Annotated in this window: 12 protein-coding genes; 10 read left to right on the plus strand and 2 right to left on the minus strand. The window is 39.1% G+C overall.

Annotated elements, in window-relative coordinates; all coding sequences use genetic code 11:
* The first annotated feature begins 1,668 nt into the window (after positions 1-1,668).
* From atpH to ACFIJP_RS01565, 7 genes are all read left to right on the plus strand, one after another.
* Positions 1,669-2,253, plus strand: coding sequence for an ATP synthase F1 subunit delta (gene atpH, locus ACFIJP_RS01535; RefSeq protein ID WP_375625225.1), 585 nt, complete (start codon positions 1,669-1,671; stop codon positions 2,251-2,253).
* Positions 2,253-3,788, plus strand: coding sequence for a F0F1 ATP synthase subunit alpha (atpA, locus tag ACFIJP_RS01540; protein ID WP_375625226.1), 1,536 nt, complete (start codon positions 2,253-2,255; stop codon positions 3,786-3,788). Before atpH ends, atpA begins: the two co-directional genes overlap by 1 nt.
* A gap of 20 nt (positions 3,789-3,808) precedes the next feature.
* The gene (locus ACFIJP_RS01545; RefSeq protein ID WP_375625227.1) at positions 3,809-4,720 is read left to right on the plus strand and encodes a F0F1 ATP synthase subunit gamma; all 912 of its coding nucleotides are present in this window, start codon (positions 3,809-3,811) and stop codon (positions 4,718-4,720) included.
* A 19-nt stretch (positions 4,721-4,739) separates the two neighbouring features.
* The gene (gene atpD / locus ACFIJP_RS01550) at positions 4,740-6,383 is read left to right on the plus strand and encodes a F0F1 ATP synthase subunit beta (protein ID WP_375625228.1); all 1,644 of its coding nucleotides are present in this window, start codon (positions 4,740-4,742) and stop codon (positions 6,381-6,383) included.
* 108 nt (positions 6,384-6,491) lie between these two features.
* A complete protein-coding gene (atpC, locus tag ACFIJP_RS01555) occupies positions 6,492-6,908 on the plus strand; it encodes an ATP synthase F1 subunit epsilon (protein ID WP_375625229.1) in 417 nt (138 codons plus the stop codon).
* Positions 6,909-6,932: 24 nt separating this feature from the next.
* A complete protein-coding gene (locus ACFIJP_RS01560; protein ID WP_375625230.1) occupies positions 6,933-8,561 on the plus strand; it encodes an MFS transporter in 1,629 nt (542 codons plus the stop codon).
* A 30-nt stretch (positions 8,562-8,591) separates the two neighbouring features.
* Positions 8,592-9,599, plus strand: coding sequence for an HlyD family secretion protein (locus ACFIJP_RS01565; protein WP_375625231.1), 1,008 nt, complete (start codon positions 8,592-8,594; stop codon positions 9,597-9,599).
* 477 nt (positions 9,600-10,076) lie between these two features.
* On the opposite strand, the gene ACFIJP_RS01570 is transcribed toward ACFIJP_RS01565, so the two are convergent.
* Positions 10,077-10,361, minus strand: coding sequence for a hypothetical protein (locus tag ACFIJP_RS01570; RefSeq protein WP_375625232.1), 285 nt, complete (start codon positions 10,359-10,361; stop codon positions 10,077-10,079).
* A gap of 864 nt (positions 10,362-11,225) precedes the next feature.
* Here ACFIJP_RS01570 and ispG point away from each other — a divergent pair.
* Both ispG and ACFIJP_RS01580 read left to right on the plus strand, forming a co-directional pair.
* On the plus strand, positions 11,226-12,467 hold the full coding sequence (gene ispG, locus ACFIJP_RS01575; RefSeq protein ID WP_375625233.1) for a flavodoxin-dependent (E)-4-hydroxy-3-methylbut-2-enyl-diphosphate synthase: 1,242 nt from the start codon (positions 11,226-11,228) through the stop codon (positions 12,465-12,467).
* 340 nt (positions 12,468-12,807) lie between these two features.
* Positions 12,808-13,959, plus strand: a complete 1,152-nt coding sequence (locus tag ACFIJP_RS01580; RefSeq protein ID WP_375625234.1) for an MFS transporter — start codon at positions 12,808-12,810, stop codon at positions 13,957-13,959.
* Positions 13,960-14,523: 564 nt separating this feature from the next.
* Here ACFIJP_RS01580 and ACFIJP_RS01585 read toward each other — a convergent pair.
* Complete coding sequence (locus tag ACFIJP_RS01585) at positions 14,524-15,426, minus strand: polyprenyl synthetase family protein (RefSeq protein ID WP_375625235.1); 903 nt, start codon at positions 15,424-15,426, stop codon at positions 14,524-14,526.
* Between the two features lie 424 nt (positions 15,427-15,850).
* Here ACFIJP_RS01585 and rpmF point away from each other — a divergent pair, with 424 nt between their 5' ends.
* Entirely contained in the window at positions 15,851-16,030 is a 180-nt protein-coding gene (gene rpmF, locus ACFIJP_RS01590; protein ID WP_005774555.1) for a 50S ribosomal protein L32, read from the plus strand.
* Positions 16,031-16,980 lie beyond the last annotated feature (950 nt).

Here is a 16,980-nt window from a genome sequence, read left to right on the forward strand (position 1 = left end):
TTCTAAAATCAGTGCAATATAGTGCCATATAATATAGTGCCGTATAAAGTGAAGCTACGTGGGCTTAATGAAGGTCGTGTTTTTGATATTATTTGACCTTAAAACCTTATGCAGCAGCGTTCATAAGATGTATCAGCGCTGTACGAGTCGTACTTGCTTTTGTATGTTAGATTAGGGCGAGAGTATTGCATATATCTATTTTATTTATCTTTGACGAGCACACAGACTCATTTGGGAGCGTAAAGGTTAAAATGAGCATTTATCGTTGTCGTCCTTATTTATGGCTCTAGAATTTTCAAAAGCGCCCATAATTATAATTTTATAAATAATAACATATTGATTTATAGTGATAATATGCCGTTATTCGCTTTAGAAGCTCAACTATTTTAGGATTCTCTTATTTCAAATCTGTTTATATTGATCAATCAAAACCATTCGTTTGCATGTTACAGATGGGGGGAGCCTGTGTCGAGTGAAACTATATAAGAAAGGACTAAAATACCTCATCATCTCAAGTGTTAAGGGCTGTCGTAAAATTGGGAGATGGCAAAGTATGTGATGGTGCCAGCTTGTTCTTTCATAAGTGTGAAGATGAGGTTGCTCAATGGAGTTATCATTATAGCATTTATGGGTGCTGTCGTGAAATAGAGATTCTCCATTGTTTCATGCTTTTGTTACTTTCGTTCTCTAATGGGGGCACATTTTTCATGTAAAGCTTCATGTAAAGCAGAACGTCCAAACGGAATATTACAGAACATCTATTGTATTACTGTATTCATATGCTTGTTTAAACAAATGTTTTTCAGCATGCTCGAATTCATTTTACGATGTTTCTCGAGTGTAGAATGTAAAAGCTTTTATGAATGAAAAAACCGCGTTAAGGCTTCCCATTTTTATTTCATAAAGGTATAAAATGGCGCCATTTGTTATTCAGCTTTTAGGATTATGAAAGCTCTTGGTACTTGAGAGCGTTTATACGAGGTGTTTTTTTCTTTAATCATTTCCTTTTTTGTTTGCGATGGAGCAAGGGAGTGATTTTGATAAAAAGATTTGAAATAAGAGAATCTTTCGATGTTTGGGGCTCATCTGGTATGAAAAATGATATATTATCATTATAAATCAATATGTTGTATACTTAAAGAGTGTGTTTACAAGAAAATATACTTGGTGAATTTTTTTAAAAGGAGTGGGTATTTGAAGAAAAAAGATCAATTTTTTCTTTAATTTTTAGGAGGATATTCATTACTTTTTTTCTTATCAGTTTGCAATAATAGACTTTTTCAGTCGCATTCGCATCTCGTTAAAGGTCTTGTGGTGATAAAGGGAGTGTTTTTTAGAGAAGAAGTTTTTTATTATGGTGGCAAGGGCATTTGAAGAAAAATCAAAGAGAGTGAAAAAATCGCTCAGAGAATGTCAAAAAGAGGCATAAAAAAACTGTGTTGCCATCTTGTATATCTAAAAAAAATTCTTTTCAAAAATATTTTGAATATTTTATTAAAATTTTTAAAAAGCAGCGATTTGTGGTGTTGCGAGTCGGCTATGTCTATGCTAGAAACCAAGAGGTTTTTGTTCTAGGTTTTAAGAAGAAGATTCTTAAGATTGAGAATGTCTGTTTCATTTCATCTGATAACTATCAGAGAGTCGCTCAAGGGAAAGAGGCGGTATTTCGTGTCGGATTCATTTTCTCTCATACCGCTGCCGTTGGTAGATCAACGCTATGCGCAAGCGCTTTTTGATTGCGTTCAAGAAGCTGGAAACGTTGAAAAGGTTGAAAAGGCAGTGGAAGATCTTTTGCTTGTTTTGGAGCAAAATAAAGATTTAAAACGCTTTGTGCTTAGTCCATTCTTTTCAGTTAAAGAGCAAATTAAGGTGATGCAATCTGTTTGTGCAAACGTCAAATTTGCTGATAAAAACGCAGGGCAGGTTATTGGTAATTTTTTACGCGTTATTGCAACAAACCGTAGGCTTAGTGCCGTATTTGGTATTTTACATGCTTTCCAGCGTTGTGTTGCACGCGCTCGTAGGCAGGTTACTGCGCAAATTATTTCTGCGCGCCCCTTAAGTTCTCAACAAAGACAAGAGTTGTGTGAGGCTTTGGAAGGTGTCGTTGGAGGAAAAGTTTTGCTACACAGCATTGTGAATCCAACAATTCTTGGTGGATTAATCGTTCGTGTGGGATCGTCTCAAATTGATACGTCTCTTCTCACAAAATTGTCTTCGCTTAAGCTTGCATTGAAAAAAGAGGTCAGCTGATGGATATTAGACCATCTGAAATTTCAAAAATTCTAAAAGAGCAAATCAAAAACTTTGACCAAAAGGCTGAGGTTTCAGAAATTGGTTGGGTTCTCTCTGTAGGGGATGGTATCGCTCGCGTTTATGGTTTGGATAATGTCCAAGCAGGGGAAATGGTCGCCTTTCCAAACGGTGTGCGCGGTATGGCCCTCAATTTGGAAGTTGATAATGTTGGTGTGGTCATTTTTGGCTCAGATCGTGATATTCGTGAAGGTGATTGTGTAAAGCGATTGGGCACTATCGTCGATGTTCCTGTGGGGCCCGCTTTGCTCGGGCGTGTGGTTGATGCGTTGGGAAACCCTATCGATGGTAAGGGGCCCATTAAAGCAACAGAGCGTCGTCGTGTTGATGTTAAGGCTCCTGGAATTATTCCGCGTCAGTCTGTCCATGAACCGATGTCGACCGGATTGAAAGCGATTGACGCACTTATCCCTATCGGACGGGGACAGCGTGAATTGGTGATTGGTGATCGCCAAACAGGAAAAACAGCGATTTTGCTCGATACATTTTTAAACCAAAAACCTTTTCATGAAAAAGGGGCTGGACGAGAGCAAGACAAAGTTTATTGTATTTATGTGGCTATCGGTCAAAAACGTTCGACGGTGGCACAATTCGTTAAAGTTTTAGAAGAACGTGGAGCGTTGGAATATTCTATTATTGTTGCAGCGACCGCTTCTGATCCAGCACCACTGCAATTTATTGCACCTCTTTCTGGATGTGCTATGGGTGAGTATTTCCGTGATAATGGGCAACATGCTTTGATCGGTTATGATGATTTGTCAAAACAGGCGGTGGCGTATCGTCAAATGTCTCTTTTATTGCGTCGTCCTCCAGGTCGTGAAGCTTATCCGGGGGACGTTTTCTATCTGCATTCGCGTCTTTTAGAACGGGCTGCGAAGTTGAATGCGGAAAATGGATCTGGGTCGTTGACAGCTTTGCCGGTTATTGAAACGCAAGCAAATGATGTTTCTGCCTATATTCCTACAAATGTGATTTCGATTACTGATGGGCAAATTTTTCTAGAGACTAATTTGTTTTATCAAGGAATTCGTCCTGCTGTAAATGTTGGTCTTTCTGTGTCGCGTGTTGGTTCTGCCGCACAAATTAAGGCGATGAAGCAAGTTGCTGGCTCGATTAAAGGTGAATTGGCGCAATATCGTGAAATGGCAGCTTTTGCGCAGTTTGGCTCTGATTTGGATGCGTCAACCCAGCGTCTGTTGAATCGGGGTGCACGTTTGACTGAGCTGTTGAAGCAGCCGCAATTTTCTCCACTTAAAACGGAAGAACAAGTGGTGGTTATTTTCGCCGGTGTGAATGGCTATCTTGATGCTTTGGCGGTTTCTGATGTTGCGCGGTTTGAGCAGGGACTTTTGGTGCTTTTGCGTAGTGATTATCAAGATCTCTTAAAGGCAATTGCTGAGCAAAAGCAAATAACAGACGAGCTGAAAGATAAGTTGATAACTGTTCTTAATACTTATGCGAAAAATTTCTCGTGATGAATTGATGGAATGCTTGAATGGCTTCACTAAAAGATCTTAGAGACCGTATCGCTTCGGTTAAAGCAACACAAAAGATCACCAAAGCTATGCAGATGGTTGCAGCGGCAAGGTTGCATCGTGCTCAAGAGGCAGCGCAGTCTGCGCGTCCTTATGCGAAGAAGATGGCTGATATTTTGACCAGTCTTGCTGCTGATGTAGATGGTGTTGATGCGCCTGCTCTTATGCGTGGTACGGGGCGAGATGATGTGCATCTCTTGGTGGTGTGTACTGCTGAGCGCGGTTTGTGTGGTGCTTTTAATGTGCAAATTGCTCGTCGTGCACGTGAACAGATTAAGGCATTGTTGGCATCTGGTAAAATAGTGAAAATTATCACTGTGGGCAAAAAAGGTGCGGATATTTTATCGCGTGATTACAAAGGTTTGATAATTGATCATATCGATTTGCATGCTGTAAAGCGCATTGGTTTTGCAGAGGCGGTGATGATTAGTCAACGGATTGTTGATTTATTCAATGAAGGCGCTTTCGATGTCTGTACGCTGTTTTATTCTGAATTTATTTCTGTGATTAATCAGCGTCCAACAGCTTTTGGCTTGATTCCGATGATTGCTCCAAAAGCAGCTGTTGAGGCAATAGATGTTGAGGAGCAAACAGATCATAGCAAAGGTTCACAATCAATTGTCTATGAGTATGAACCTGATGCGGCTTCTCTTTTAGAGGCGCTTGTGCCACGCAATCTTTCGGTGCAAATCTTTCGGGCTTTGCTAGAAAATATTGCTGGTGAGATGGGTGCCAAGATGACAGCTATGGACAATGCATCGCGCAATGCAGGTGAAATGATTAATAAATTGACGGTAGCTTATAATCGTCAACGTCAGGCACAGATTACGACAGAATTGATCGAAATTATTGCGGGCGCTGAAGCGCTTTAAATGGAAAAGGTAAGGATTGATGGTAAAAGCAGTAACCTCAAGCAAAGGAACAGAAAAAGGTGAAAAAAAGAAACCAGCTGTTCGTTCCGGCGTGAAAAAAGCCGCTTCGAAGTCTCAAGTGGATGTAACGGCTTCAGTGGATGTAAAGGCTTCCTCTGCGCCTGCGCGTAGTGCAGCTAAAGATACACCTGTAAAAAAAGATGCATCCGCAAAAAAAGAAGAGCGTGCACAAGCCGCTGTTGGTGAGATCAAGCAGGTTATTGGTGCTGTCGTTGATGTGCAATTTGAAGGTGAACTGCCAAATATTCTTAACGCTTTGGAAACAGAGAATTTGGGCAATCGCTTGGTATTAGAAGTTGCGCAGCATTTGGGTGAAAATACCGTGCGTACGATTGCTATGGATACTACTGATGGTTTGATGCGGGGCCAAAAGGTTGTGGATACAGGTACGCAAATTAGCGTTCCTGTAGGAGAAGCAACATTGGGACGTATTATGAATGTGATTGGAGAGCCGGTGGATAATGTGGGACCAATTCCTGCAACCAAAACGCGTTCTATTCACCAAGATGCACCTGCATATGTTGAGCAATCAACCATTTCAGAAATTCTCGTCACCGGTATTAAAGTTGTGGATTTGTTAGCTCCTTATTCTAAAGGAGGTAAAATTGGCTTGTTTGGTGGCGCTGGTGTTGGAAAAACCGTTCTTATTATGGAGCTTATAAACAATATTGCAAAGGCTCATGGTGGCTATTCTGTATTTGCTGGTGTGGGAGAACGTACACGGGAAGGAAATGATCTTTATTATGAAATGATTGAAAGCCGCGTGAATGTGAATCCAAAAGAGAATAATGGTTCAACGGAAGGGTCAAAGTGTGCCCTTGTTTACGGGCAAATGAATGAACCACCAGGAGCGCGTGCGCGTGTGGCTCTCTCAGGATTGACAATTGCAGAAAGTTTCCGTGATGAAGGACAAGATGTTCTCTTCTTTGTAGATAATATTTTCCGTTTCACGCAAGCTGGTGCTGAAGTGTCAGCGCTTTTAGGGCGTATCCCTTCTGCTGTGGGGTATCAGCCTACCTTGGCAACGGATATGGGGGCTTTGCAAGAACGTATTACCAGTACAAAAACAGGCTCTATTACTTCCGTTCAGGCAATTTATGTTCCTGCCGATGACTTGACGGATCCAGCGCCGGCAACGTCTTTTGCTCATTTGGATGCAACAACTGTTCTTTCGCGCTCTATTGCGGAAAAGGGAATTTATCCGGCGGTTGATCCGCTTGACTCCTTCTCGCGTATGTTGGATCCATTGATTGTAGGAGAAGAGCATTACACTGTTGCTTGTCAAGTGCAAACCATTTTACAACGTTATAGAGCGCTTCAGGATATTATTGCTATTCTTGGAATGGATGAACTTTCTGAAGATGACAAATTGCTGGTGGGACGGGCGCGTAAAATTGAACGTTTCCTTTCGCAACCTTTCCATGTTGCGGAAGCCTTTACTGGTTCGCCAGGGAAGCTCGTTCCTTTAGAAGAGACAATCAAAGGCTTTAAAGGTCTTTGTGCTGGCGATTATGATGATTTGCCAGAAGCTGCTTTTTATATGGTTGGTTCGATTGATGAAGCACTTGAAAAAGGAAAGCGTCTCATGGCAGAGGCGTCTTAATAAGAAGCTTCTTGTTCAAGAGAAAACTGTCATGAATATTTTTCGTTAAAAAGGACAAGTCGTTGAAGAAAACAGAGAGTCCTTATATCGGGTATTGTGGAGACTTTTGTGGAAAACAATAGAGAAGAGCATTTTTTATTTGAGCTTGTGTCGCCTGAAAAAATTGTGTTTTCAGAGCAGGTAGTGTCTGTTGTTCTTCCTTCAGCTTCAGGTTATTTGACAGTTATGGCGCATCATGCGCCATTGGTAGCAAGCATTGTGTTGGGTAGTGTGCGTGTTCGCACCTCTTTGGGTGAAAAATTGTTTGCTGTATGTGGGGGCGTTGCAAATATCACCTTTTCGGGCTGCTCTTTATTGGTAGAGCACGTTGTGGCTGTAGAGCATCTTTCTTTTGATGTATTGGAACAGCGGATTTTGCAGGTTCAAGCGACATTAGAAGGAGGGACAAGAGATGAGGATAATCACAAAATAGAGGCTTTTTTCCAGCAATTGTCAGCTGATGGTGCTGTGTTGATAGAAGCGTAGCAGCGTATACAGGAAAAAGGTGACATGAGCGGAAAAAAGAGTACGGTTGTGTTTGCTAAAAGGGGCGGAAAACCTTTTCCTCGTCCTGGTCGTGTTTTTGCAGGACCTTTGCCGAAATGTTTTGTTTATATTTTTGCTTCTCTTATTTTGCAATGGGCTTATGGTTTAGGGGCTAATATTGTTCAGTCTAACATTGTCCATCTTACGGGTGATTTTCACGCAACTTTGACCGAGACAACATGGTTGGTAGCGGCCTATATGGCGCCAAATGTGAGTGTAGCGATTATGTTGATCAAAATCCGCTATCAATTTGGGTTGCGTGCTTTTGCTGAATTATCAATCCTTGGTTTCGTTTTGGTTTGCGTGTTGCAACTCTTTGTTACGGATTTGCGTTCTGCATTGATTATTCGCTTTTTTGCTGGGATTGCTGCTGCTCCTTTGGCTTCACTTGCGCTGCTTTATATGATGGAGGCTTTTGCTCCAGCAAAGAAGTTTACTGTTGGTCTTAGTTTGAATTATATGAATGCGGCTTTAGCGGCACCTTTATCGCGTTTGATTTCTCCTGATTTGCTGGAAAATGGTGGTTTTTCTAGTCTTTCCGCTTTGGAAATGGGGTTGGTTCTCATCAGCTTGGTCTGTATCTATACTTTGCCTTTAACGCCTGTTGTCCGCAGTAAGGTTATTCAAAAGTTAGATTGGATAAGTTATGGTTTGATTGCTCTTGGTCTTGGATTAAATGCCGTGATTATGTCTGTTGGCATATTGTATTGGTGGTATGAAGCGCCATGGATTGGTTGGGGGCTTGCACTTGCTATTTTCTCGTTGGCTATTGCTATTATTATTGAGCTTAATAGAGAAAAACCGCTGATTGATTTACGTTGGATTTTCAGTAAAGAAATGGTTCAATCTGTTTTTATTTTATTGATCTTTCATGTTTTTTTGTTGGAACGGTCAAATTTGCCCGTAGGTTTTTTTAATCTTTTTGGTTTGCTTAATCGTGAGATGGCGCCCATGTATCTTGCGGTGACATTGGGTACTCTGTTAGGGGGGGCTGTTTGTGTCTTTTTTTTACGGGCGGGGCGTGAAGATTATTTTTATTTGTTATCTTTAGGTTGTTTGGCGCTGGGAGCTTATTTAGACAGTCGTGTAAACTATTTAACACGTCCGAAAGATATGATGTTGAGCCAAGGGTTGGTGAGTTTTAGTTATGCACTTTTTTTGCCTCCTGCTCTTTTCAAAGGGTTTGTGATTGCTGGTGAGCGAGGACCGCGTTATGTTTTGAGTTTTATTGCGGTTTTTTTGCTAACACAAGTGACAGGGGGATTGATGGGATCGGCTTTTTTTGGCAGCCTACAGTTTTATTTTGCCCATAAAAACTTTGAGTCCTTAACACAAAATATTGTTGTGACTGATCCGCTTATTTCTGGTGAGATGAATACTTTGTTTTCGCCTTCTTATGGTGCTTCTGTTCCCCATGGCTTGAGCAGTGAACAGGGTACTTCTATGTTGATAGAAAAATTTAAGTTAATAGCAAATATTTTTGCTTATGATGACGTTTTTCGGCTTTATTTTTATATTTCAATGATTGTATTCATTATTTTTCTTGTCACAATGGTTGTTAAGTCATGCTCTTTGCAGGCGTTAGAAAAGTAGAATGATGCCCATAGAAGAGGGGTGCAAAAAATGATAAAAGCATTACGGTCAAAAGCTACGATTGTTGCATTCTTGTCAGGTGTTACGGGTGTTTTGCTGATTTTGTGGGCTTGGAGACTTCCTCCTTTTGTGAGTAACATTCAAATAACGGATAATGCTTCCATTAAGGGCAATGTTACTCTGGTTAGTTCACAGATCTCTGGGGTGATTGCACGGATTTATGTGCAAGATTATCAACGTGTTGAAAAAGGAATGCTGCTCTTTGAGCTTGATGATTCTCTTCTTCGTCAGCAGCTTGCACGGGCACAGGCTGTTCTCGATTCAAAAAATGCAAAACTGGCAAGTATTGAATTGCAAGCTCAGATTTTACAGGGAGAAGTTAATGCTGCAGAAGCAGAATTAACGCGTTCACGAGCATTCTCTAATGTTGTTCCTGATAGTAAAAAGTTAGGCTTTGGTGATGCTGCAATTTCTGTTTCTCGCCCTCTTTCACAACTCTTGGCAGCCCTAGAAACAAAACGACAATTGCAAAAACAATTAAATCTTGAACGGCAAAGTTTACAGTCAGAAGTTTCGGGAGCAAAGGTGAGTGTTGAGTTGGCAAAACTTAATCTTGATCATACGAAGATTTTATCTCCTAGAACAGGCTATATTGGATTGGTTGGCGCTAAGGTAGGGCAATATGTTATGCCGGGTACGCAATTGGTCTCTGTTATTTCTGATGATATTTGGATTATTGCTAATTATAAGGAAACGCAACTTTCTCAGATGCGTGTTGGACAACCGGTTGTTTTTTCTGTTGATGCATTGAACAACAAAAAGTTAACGGGGCGTGTGGTTCGTTTTGCTCCGGCGACAGGTTCAGAGTTTTCATTGTTAAAAACAGATACGACAATTGGTAATTTTATCAAAATTGCGCAACGTATTTCAGTACGGATTTCTTTAGATCCTGGGCAGGAGGGGATTGAAAAGCTCATTCCTGGGATGTCTGTGGTTACGTATGTGGATACTTCGCAGCGGGTCGATTCTGGAGGATAAATTTTGGGTTTTTTCAGTTTAATTCTTGTGTCATTTACTTATAGCAAATGGGTATTCACATTGGAAGATTTCGTTTGGTTTTTTATAATACATCTTTTAAAGCTCTTAGGCTCCTTAATCTTCTATATCATGATGTAAAATAATGTTCCTTAAAATATTAAAGCGCATGCATCTTTACTGACTTCCATTTCTTTTGAAATAACTCAGTAGGGGGGATAGATGCAATGTTGAAAACTTTTCTTATAGTTTCTCACAACACTGTCCTTTGAGATGTGGTGCTACCGCGTGTTTTGAGGATAGGGGTAAGGAGACTGCCAGATAGAAAATTGGATAATAGATTGGTGGAATGGATGGAAAACTTATCTTTTGGAGGAAAGCGTAAAGTTAGGGGGAAAGATGTAAAGTTTATATTTTGTAAACTATAAAAAATGCCCGCTTTGAGTCGGGCATTAAAAGGGAAGGTTGTTGGTTGTGTTGTTAATTTTTACGGATCAGCAAGAAGCTTACTAAAACGACTCCTGCTGTTAGTGCGAGGGTTTTTTTAGGATTTTCTTTCGCTTTTTTCTTTAATTCTGCAGCATGTTCGTTGAGGTGATAAAGCGCGTGACGGCCTTTTTGTTTCCATGTGTTAAACAGCTCAGAAATGTTTTCAAAGTTATCATTTTGAGAACTCCAATGATTTACGGGGACCAGCTCTCTTTTTAATTGTGCTATACGTTTTTTAATTTTAGCATTTTTTCTATGGGGTGAAAATAGACACATTTATTGACTCCTTCATGTGTTAAATTGTTGTGTGACAGTTGGAATTGTGTTTGGGGTTTTGCTATAACGGCTTGAAAATTGAAAGGTTGCATTGATAATGCCGCGCGTGGGTGAGATGAGAATTAAGAGTTTGGTTTTAATGAGGCATTTCTTAATGTGCTCGAGTTCATTTCGTGATGGTGTTTGTTAAGGATTTAAGGTAAAAATTTTTACAAAATGGTGTAAAATTCATTCTATCATCTTTATTTCATAAAGATGTAAGTCGGTGTCTTCATTTTTTTGTTTGTTTAAAGTGTTGGGATAGCTTTTGGCACTTGAAATAGTTTATAAGGAATTTTTATCTACTTGTTCTTTTGTGGCTTTAGGGAGTGGTATTGATTCAATTAAGAAGATTTAAAATGAGAAAATCTTACGATATTTGGGGTTGCCATTCAAATTTGTAAAAAATTGATTATTATAAATCAATGTGTTGGATTAATTGGGCGGTGTCTTTCATGCATTTTTAAAAATTGCGCTTTGATAGGTGTTATCTGTTGTGTTGTAAAGCACTGTTTTGCGATGACGTGGATGTGCGGTATAGGCATGCAACTTAAAAATACAGTATTGTCTCTGTTTGGTTTCAGTTTCTTTTTGAATCAACCAAGTGTAGAAGTATAAACTTGAACAGAAGTAGTAGAACTTATCCGGTGCGTCTATAGGATGAATCGCACCTATGAGTTGAATTGCATCAGTGGTTAGTAGGTGGAACCTTTTGAGAGTAATCTGTTAAGATTGGGGGGCGGTGTAATTTTCGTCCTTTGAAGCGTGGAGGAAGTCAATGTAAATGATGATTGATAGCGCAGGTTTTAAAAATTTGAGGACTTGATGAGTACGACCTATTTTTTATCTAAACCACTTGAGCGTCGTCGATCTGTTGGTGTTGCTGTTGGTGATGTGATCATTGGGGGGCAGAGCCCGATAGTTGTACAGTCAATGACCAATACGGATACAGCTGATGTTGATGCAACTGTTGCTCAAGTGGCTGCTCTTTGGCAAGCTGGTTCACAATTGGTTCGGATTACTGTTGATCGTGATGAAGCGGCGGCAGCTGTACCAAAAATACGGGAGCGATTGGAGAGGTTAGGATTTTTTGTACCCTTGGTTGGGGATTTTCATTATATTGGACATAAGCTTTTATCTGATCATCCTGCGTGTGCTGAGGCGCTTGCAAAATATCGCATCAATCCTGGAAATGTTGGTTTTGGCGCAAAAAAAGATCGTCAATTTGCAGAAATTATAGAGATTGCTTGTCGGTATCATAAACCTATTCGCATTGGCGTGAATTGGGGCTCTCTTGATAATGCATTGTTAACACGTCTTATGAATGAAAATGCACAGCAAGAAAATCCTTTATCGGTTGCTGAAGTGATGCGGGAAACTGTTGTGCAGTCTGCTCTGCAATCGGCTCTTTGCGCTGAAGAGATGGGGTTGGGACGTGATAAAATTATTCTCTCTGCTAAAGTGAGTGATGTCCAAGATCTTATTGCTGTTTATACCACCTTGGCGGCGCGTTGTGATTATGCTCTTCATTTGGGATTAACGGAAGCTGGGATGGGAACAAAGGGCGTTGTTGCTTCTTCGGTGGCTTTGGGCATTTTATTACAACAAGGGATTGGCGATACAATACGAATTTCCTTAACACCAAAACCTGGTGGTGATCGGACACGAGAAGTAAAGGTGGGGCAAGAACTTTTGCAAGTAATGGGTTTTCGGCAATTTTTGCCTGTGGTTGCGGCTTGTCCTGGTTGTGGGCGCACAACCTCAACGGTCTTTCAACAATTGGCGCAAAAAATTGAAGCAGATTTATACAAAAATATGCCTGTTTGGCGTGAAAAATACCCTGGCGTTGAAAGTTTGAAGGTTGCCGTGATGGGATGTATCGTCAATGGACCGGGGGAGTCAAAACATGCAGATATTGGAATCTCTTTGCCTGGAGTGGGGGAAAGTCCTGCGGCACCTGTTTTTATTGATGGACAAAAGGTAAAAACTTTGCGGGGTGATCACATTGCTGAAGAATTTGAAGCGCTTTTGAGTGATTATATTCATACACGCTTTGGACAGGGTTGAAATAAATTCTTGGAGTGCATTTTTTCTTCATTAAAGGCTGTGTTTTTGCTTGTAAATCAATATTCAGTCCTCATTGTGGTTGCATGTTGAGAACAAGATGATCGTTCATAAATTGAGGCGCTTCTTCATTGTTTTCAAGTATTTCTCTTTGATAATACTGTCTTCAAACAGATCCAATAGAAAACTAAACGTGACATTATTTCCAGCAATTTTCAGAATATCAAATTGATAGGATTGGAGTTCTATATAGCGGCTATTGCCATATTTGTTATAAAATTTAAGCTTTTATCTTTATATAAAAGGATGTATTGACACCTTTCGTGGTGTTATTGGGGAATAGATGACAAATATATTAGCGTTTGGATTTTTATTTAACGGTATAAGAATTTTAACAGGTGCCTTTATTGTATTTTATATGCTTGAAAAAGGGCTAACTCTTATTGATATCGGGATCATTAAGTCGTTTCAGGCTTTTATTATGATGGTTACAGATATTCCTCTGGGATATTTTGCCGATAGAAAAAGTTATAAAATATCTATCGTTTTGGCAGCGGCTTTTGCTGCTACATGGCTATGTCTCATGGGATTTTCTACAAGCTTTTATGGTTTTCTTTTGGCAGAATCTTTTAATGCCTTATCGCTGACATTGATTGCTGGCGCCTATAATGCTTTACTTGTTCAATATGCAAAAGCAAAATTGACATCGACTAAAAAAGTGCTTGGTTCTAGCTCTCAATATAATTACATCGGCATGTTTATATTCAGTTTAATCGGCGCATATTTTGCTGATTATTCTAGCCAATATATATGGTATATCGCGGCGTTTTTAATGTTGATGACAACACTATTTGGTTTGTTTTTTCTTGATGACCTGAAAGGAGAAAAACAACCAAATAAAGCGAATTCTCTCATTTATGATGCTAAAGAGATGTTGTCTATTTTTATTAAAGTTCCTTATATCTCTTTATGCTTTTATTTTTCACTGATCTTTTTCAATATATTCTCGCAGTATTGGCAGTGGATATTTAAAGATCATAATATTAATGTCACTTATTTTGATCTTGGTGTGACATTTTCACTGATATTGCTCTCTCAGCTCTTGGCTAGTTTTCTCTTTACAAAACTAAGTGAAAGAGTGAATTTTATTTTACTACTGTTTCTTTCGGCTTCACTGATTTTTACAATGGTTTTCTTTGAGCCAAGAAAAGAAATTGCTGTTATTTTAGTCTGTATGATTTTTTACTTAATTAAGTATACATATCTTCGTGTAGAAGTTATTTTGCACGATAGTATTAGTGATCATTTCAGGGCTACATATGAATCTTTTTTGTCAACCGTTGGGAGATTTAGCTTATTGGTATTTTTTTACATGAGTGCGTATATGGTCAATATATTTGGCTTTTTCTCACTCGTTTATATTTTGGGTATTTATTTATTGGTTTATCTGTTGGCAATGTTTTTTTTGGAAGGAGCCCTAAAGAAATCTCAGTGAAAATAGTAACGTATTATCACGTGTGTTTCATGCAGTGCTATAGTGGGGCTAGGCTTTTATTTATTAAGGCGCATCATTGTTTTGCATGTTGAATGAGAAAGCTGAATAGTGTCAGTTACTCTCATTTAAAATCTATGTATGTTGAAGCAATCAAAGTCATCTGCTTGTACGTTATAAGTGGGCATGGCATAACAATCATTAAAAAGGAAATAAAAATGCTTCTCATGAATATTGTGCCAAGAGTTGCTGACGAGGTTGGACGCTGATAAAGAAAATGATTGTGCCGGATTATATGCTTATTAAAGAATGGTGATTGCGCATTATTTCACATTTTCTTTTTTCATTCTTTAATGGAAGGCACTTTTCATGCAAAATAGGATACCCAGAATACACTTGTGTTATAAATTCACGCGGCTTGTTTTAATGAAATTCCTCTCAAGATTTGTCGCATCCATTTCATGATAAGGACTATAATGGAGATTAATGGTAACGTTTCTTTGAAAAGTCTATTATGCATTTAACAAAGATGACGATTTACACTACGTGCAATAGCGTGGATGAAGTTTAATTTTTGCGTATTGCACTAAAGTGTGCTGCTTGTTGGAGCGGGAGTGCTTTAGCGCCAAAAGGATGTAAGAATGCTTCTGCTTTACTGATGAGTGTATCTCGCTTTTTTTGGGTTTCTTCAATGCCGTAAAGATGAACAAAGGTCGCTTTTTGTGCCGTTTCATCTTTCCCAGCCGTTTTTCCTAGGGTTTGCGTGTTGGCGGTGACATCAAGAAGGTCATCGGTTAATTGAAAGGCTAAACCAAGATAGGTACCAAAATCAGTAAGCTTTTCGGTTAATTCTTTGGACGCATTGCCAATGATGGCGCCTGCTTGGCAAGCAAAGCTTATCAGGGCTGCTGTTTTCATGTGTTGTAGAGTGATGATGTCAGTACTTTCTTGCGGTCTTTTTTCAGCTTCAAGGTCCAGCATTTGTCCACCTAACATACCGCCAAGTCCTGCCGATTGTGCAAGAGACGTGATCAGCTTTATTCTAATGTCTGTCGATAGAGTACTGGCTTTATGGGCAATGATTTCAAAGGCAAATGTTAAGAGGGCATTGCCTGCTAGAATTGCTGTTGCTTCATCAAATGCTATATGGACGGTGGGTTTTCCACGCCGGAGTATATCGTTATCCATAGCGGGAAGATCATCATGAATGAGCGAATAACAATGGATACATTCTAAGGCACATGCAACATCAAGAGAATGTTCTACAGGAACATCAAAAAGTGCAGCACTTTGAATCACAAGAAAAGGACGCAGGCGTTTTCCACCGTTCAGCACACCATAGCGCATGGCTTTGATTAAGTTTTTAGGGCGTGAAATTTCACCATTTTGGATTTGATCACTTAACAGGGTATCAAGCCGCTTTTCAACGGTGTATCCATGTTTTGCAAGAAGGGTGGTAAATTCGTGCATTCTTGCTTCCTTTGTTTTTACAAAAATGAAATTATGAAGTTTAAAAAGAAAGGTTGTCGCTTTTTCTTTTTTTCATAAATTGGCGTCGTTTTTTATTAAAATCAATTTCTCTTTTTATCCGTATCTCTATTGTATGCGCAAATCCCTTTTTAAACTAAATAAAAATTGAATGAAGGTCTTATAAAAAAGATTTCATTGGTGTATAAAATTCTCAAATTTTGCGGTGTTTTGGATATTCATTTGATCATTTTGACACCATTTTTGATGAAAAGAAGGTCATTTTTGGTAAGAGGAGGGTCATTTTGACATTGCCTCTTCTTTTTTATCAGTGTATAATATCCTCAAATTTTATGGTGTTTTTAAATGAAGCATTGTCATTTTTGACATTGCTTTTTCTGTTTTAATGGATTTGGAGTGTCTTTTTATGGCTGTACCTAAACGAAAAACCTCTCCAGCGAAGAGGGGCATGCGCCGTTCGGCTGATGCTCTGAAGGCGCCGACTTATATCGAAGATAAAAATTCTGGTGAATTACGTCGTCCTCATCACATTGATTTGAAAACGGGAATGTATCGCGGGCGTTCCGTTTTAGTGGTTAAAGACTGAGCGTTTTATCTCTTTTCCAGTAGTAAGCTTCTTTTGATTCATGAGTGAATGCACGTTTGTGGCGTGCATTTTCGCTTTGAGATGGATGTTGAGGTGTCTTTGCATCGCTCTCATCACATTGATTTGAAAATGGGAATGTATCACGGGCGTTCCGTTTTAGTGGTTAAAACTTTAGCGTTTTATCTCTTTTCCGGTAGTAAGCTTCTTTTGATTCATGAGTGAATGCATTGGGTAAGATGCGTTTTTCGCTTTTTCTTGAGAACATGTGTGGGATAAGGCTTTGCCATAGAAAAATGATTCTATTGTGAGAGATGATTTTTTTGTTTTTTTGAGAGGTTATAAAGGATTGCTTGTGTCAGTGTCTTTTATGATGATTTTGTTAAGAGCTGGGGTATTGATATAAGGTCAGTAATGGAATCATTTTGTATTGCACTTAATTTTTGCTTACTGTAGAGGGAATCCTATTAGATCGTAAAATATCGTCGTTTAAGGCGGTTGACCCATGTAAGGCTTTAAGCATACTGGTGTTTTTTATGAGAATATTTAAGGCAATGGTTTGTCTATAGGCTTATATTGTGACATGTGATTCTCAGTAAAAAAATAAAGATTTACATCACATTGATTTATAAAGATCATTCGTTTTTTTTACGCCTTTAATGAAAGGTCTATCGTAGGATTCTTTCATTTTGAATCAATGACAATGACTTGCTTTTCGCTCACAAGTGGGGCTGGCATGTGGGTAAAAACTCTATAAGAAAGGAAAAAATGTCTATAATGAATATTTTCAAATGTAAGGATTGTTGTAACATTGGGGGTTAAGTGTATGATGATGCCAGCGTGCTTTCCTATGAGCAGAAAAGAGAAAATCGTTACAAGACAGAAGGTGTACACATTCAATAATCTTTAGTACTTTTGATGATAAAGGCACATGAGACTTTTCTATGAATATC

Origin of the sequence: Bartonella sp. MU37NMGALS (genome assembly GCF_042194015.1) — a bacterium.
In the GTDB taxonomy this organism is placed as follows: Bacteria; Pseudomonadota; Alphaproteobacteria; order Rhizobiales; family Rhizobiaceae; genus Bartonella; species Bartonella grahamii.

Coding starts and splice junctions, on each gene's coding strand:
- atpA (WP_375625226.1), top strand. CDS start 2,253: ATGGATATTAGACCATCTGAAATTTCAAAAATTCTAAAAGAGCAAATC.
- ACFIJP_RS01545 (WP_375625227.1), top strand. CDS start 3,809: ATGGCTTCACTAAAAGATCTTAGAGACCGTATCGCTTCGGTTAAAGCA.
- atpD (WP_375625228.1), top strand. CDS start 4,740: ATGGTAAAAGCAGTAACCTCAAGCAAAGGAACAGAAAAAGGTGAAAAA.
- ACFIJP_RS01560 (WP_375625230.1), top strand. CDS start 6,933: ATGAGCGGAAAAAAGAGTACGGTTGTGTTTGCTAAAAGGGGCGGAAAA.
- ACFIJP_RS01565 (WP_375625231.1), top strand. CDS start 8,592: ATGATAAAAGCATTACGGTCAAAAGCTACGATTGTTGCATTCTTGTCA.
- ACFIJP_RS01570 (WP_375625232.1), bottom strand. CDS start 10,361: ATGTGTCTATTTTCACCCCATAGAAAAAATGCTAAAATTAAAAAACGT.
- ispG (WP_375625233.1), top strand. CDS start 11,226: ATGAGTACGACCTATTTTTTATCTAAACCACTTGAGCGTCGTCGATCT.
- ACFIJP_RS01580 (WP_375625234.1), top strand. CDS start 12,808: ATGACAAATATATTAGCGTTTGGATTTTTATTTAACGGTATAAGAATT.
- ACFIJP_RS01585 (WP_375625235.1), bottom strand. CDS start 15,426: ATGCACGAATTTACCACCCTTCTTGCAAAACATGGATACACCGTTGAA.
- rpmF (WP_005774555.1), top strand. CDS start 15,851: ATGGCTGTACCTAAACGAAAAACCTCTCCAGCGAAGAGGGGCATGCGC.